The 2,907-nt window shown below is 60.0% G+C and carries 1 protein-coding gene and 1 pseudogene; both read right to left on the bottom strand.

Features of this window, described 5'->3' with window-relative positions; translation table 11 throughout:
- Window positions 1-37: 37 nt before the first annotated feature.
- Window positions 38-1,795, bottom strand: coding sequence for an oleate hydratase (locus APA10_RS11400; RefSeq protein WP_003630714.1), 1,758 nt, complete (start codon window positions 1,793-1,795; stop codon window positions 38-40).
- Between the two features lie 45 nt (window positions 1,796-1,840).
- A pseudogene (locus APA10_RS11395) lies at window positions 1,841-2,658 on the bottom strand (YoaK family protein).
- Between the last annotated feature and the right edge of the window lie 249 nt (window positions 2,659-2,907).

The raw sequence follows: 2,907 nt of genomic DNA, 5'->3' as shown, positions 1-2,907 counted from the left end.
TCGGTCAGGTCAGATTTTCATGCCTGACAGCCGACATTCAGCTTCCCCCCCAAACCAGCCCGTAGCGCTCCAGCAGATCGTCAATCTCCGTTCCGTGCGTCAGATGCCGGATCAGCCCCGACGCCGGTACCTTCTCTCCGTCCCGCAGTTCCGCTGCCGCCTGTAGCAGCATCCGGACATCGAAAATGCCGCCCGACACTTCCGGCACAGCCCGCCTGACGCCACACAGCGTATAGACCGCCTCCATCGCCGTGCGGACGGAATATTCCGTGGTGAAGACCGTATCGCGTGGCGTTTCGGTGAACTGCCCCAGAAAGGCCAGGTTGACGCTTCCATCCGGCACCACGTTCGGCCGGTCCGCCGGTGCGCGCGGCATGAACTGCGCCGTGATGAACGGCATCATGCACGGACGCGTCGTCGCCCCTGTCGCTGCCATATCGTCGATCTGGTCCATCGGCACGCCCATATGGAACAGCCACTCACGGGTGATTTCCTCCCCCGTGCAGTCCTGCATGGGCTTTTTCACGTAATCACCCGGCACGTCACTGAACAGACCATAGAGCCAGGCCACCACCTGACTTTCGGGCTGCCCTTTGAAATGGGGCTGACGGCTGACCACCCAGCTCATCAGCCAGGATGAATCGGCAATCGTGACCGGGCCACCCGTGATGATTTTCCCAGAAAACGGATCACGCCCCGTAATCCGCTTTACAAGCTCAGGAATCCGCGCATCCCGGGTCGTAACGGTTGCCGACAGCCAGCGGGATTTTGTTGTATCGCCACAGAAAACATCCGGGTTGCCGAATGCGGAATCCTGCGCTGCGATATTCCGCCAGAGCTGCCAGATGCTCCCCTCTTCGATAGCCGTGTCAATCGGCGCAGGTGTATGATGGTCGCCCCAGCGCGAATTCTCCACCATGGAACCGTTGGTCACGAACACCAGTTCCTCTGGCCCAAGATCAACACCGGCGGACGCGCCATTGTCCAGCCAGTCGAGATGGGTCGCAACTTTCTTTCCGCCAGAAACATCAACAGCAACATTTGTCACCTTCACGCCATGACGGAACACGACGCCCTGATCGGCAAGCCATGTGGCCAGTGGTTGGCTCAGGGATTCCTGTTGGTTGTATCTGGTGAACTTCAGCGTATGCAGATCCTTCAGTCCGAGAATCTGATGCACGAACCGTGCGAGGTAACGCTTCATCTCAATAGCGCTGTGCCAGGTCTCGAACGCAAACATCGACCGCCAGAACAGCCAGAAGTTCGAAGCCATGAAATCGCCGGACAGCACATCCGCGATCGTCTTTCCCGCCAGTTCGTCCTCATCGGTCAGAATGAGGGTAATGATCTCGCGTCGCGCCTTTCCCGTGAGCGTCAGCCTGTCACGATCAGCGAGGGGCTGCCCTTGATTACACATGGCGCGGATCGGACTGGTGGATGGATCGGCCTGATTGACCTGCCAGACCTCATCCAGCACCGATGCGCCGGGAATTTCCAGAGACGGAATGGAACGGTACAGATCCCACAGACACTGGAACTGCTCTTCCATCTCCCGACCGCCGCGGATCAGCCAGCCGGTCTCCGCATTCCCCGCTCCGTCCAGCGCGCCGCCGTCGCTGTCCGAGGCTTCAAGAATGGTGATGGCTGAAGGCGTCATGCCTGCATCCCGGATCAGGAACGCCGCCGCCGCCATGCCCGCCAGTCCTCCGCCCACGATCCACGCTGACCATCCTGCCATATCCTGTGGCGCAGGGGGTTGGACAAAAGCCTCATAATTGCTGTGGGCATATCTCATGGCGCGTGTCCTTTTCCGGAAAAGGGCCGATGGCGGGCGGCATTGCTATTCATACGACCCCCAATGACCCGATCTGTCCTTGCGATGTATCAAGTGCTGTAAACAGGAATACCTCTCCCCGCAAGAGGGGACCGGTGCCGGTTTATGCTCCACCACAGGCTCATGCGACAGCGCGCCCGGCAGGGAAAGGCAGGCCAGAAGCCCCGCCAGAACCAGAAGAAACAGACCGGACCACCAGCCATACAGAAAGGCGCCGGCCACGCCGCCCAGCGTGAAGGACAGCACGATGGCGGCATGCAGACCCAGGCGTTCGCGCGTACCGGTCCGTCGGGCCGGGTCAACCGGATGGAAAAACCCTTCCAGCCAGTCCGCCAGTTCCAGCCCCACATCGGTGAGCATTCCTGTCATATGGGTGGTGCGGACACGCGCCCCGGAAATGCGTGTGACCGTGGCGTTCTGGAGCCCCATGAGGAAACTCAGCCCGTAGGCCAGCACCGGATCCCGTGGCTGGGCCGAAAACAGAAAATCCACAGCCCCCAGAAGCCCAAGCAGGCAGGCTTCCAGCAGAATGCTCCGTGCGTAGATCGACGGCAGGTTGTGGCGACGGCCCGCATTGACCAGCAGCGCGGACAGCACCGCGCCGGCGACGAAGGCCAGTATCAGACCGCAGCAGGACAGGACCAGTTCCATGCGCCCTTCATGCAGGCCACTCGCCAGTGCGGAGACATTGCCTGTCATATTGGCCGAATAATAGCCTACGGCCAGAACCCCGGCAGCGTTCACTGCACCGGCGATGGCCGCCAGCGTACAGCCCAGACGCCTGTCGATGCTGGCGTTGGCTCCGAGCCCTCGTGAACAAGCACCTGTGCCTCCCGTCGTGACTGACCGCATGAGGGGGGACTCCGTGTTTATCGGTTTCCCCGGACAGCGATCTTTTTTATGAGCGGGATGGTAACAGCCCGCCCTCTTTCGACAAAGCGTCCTGTTTTCAATTTCTTAGCTGTCAGGTCGACGAAATCCTTGATTACGCCAATGACGTCTCACAACCTGACACTTAGCACTACAGTTGCATTTTGTGTTGAGTTCTGACTCTATGGGTAACCATGATTCAG

This window comes from Acetobacter pasteurianus subsp. pasteurianus LMG 1262 = NBRC 106471, assembly GCF_000285275.1.
Taxonomy (GTDB): domain Bacteria; phylum Pseudomonadota; class Alphaproteobacteria; order Acetobacterales; family Acetobacteraceae; genus Acetobacter; species Acetobacter pasteurianus.
Note: the sequence above shows the minus strand (reverse complement) of the source record. Positions and strands in the feature narration are given on the sequence as shown.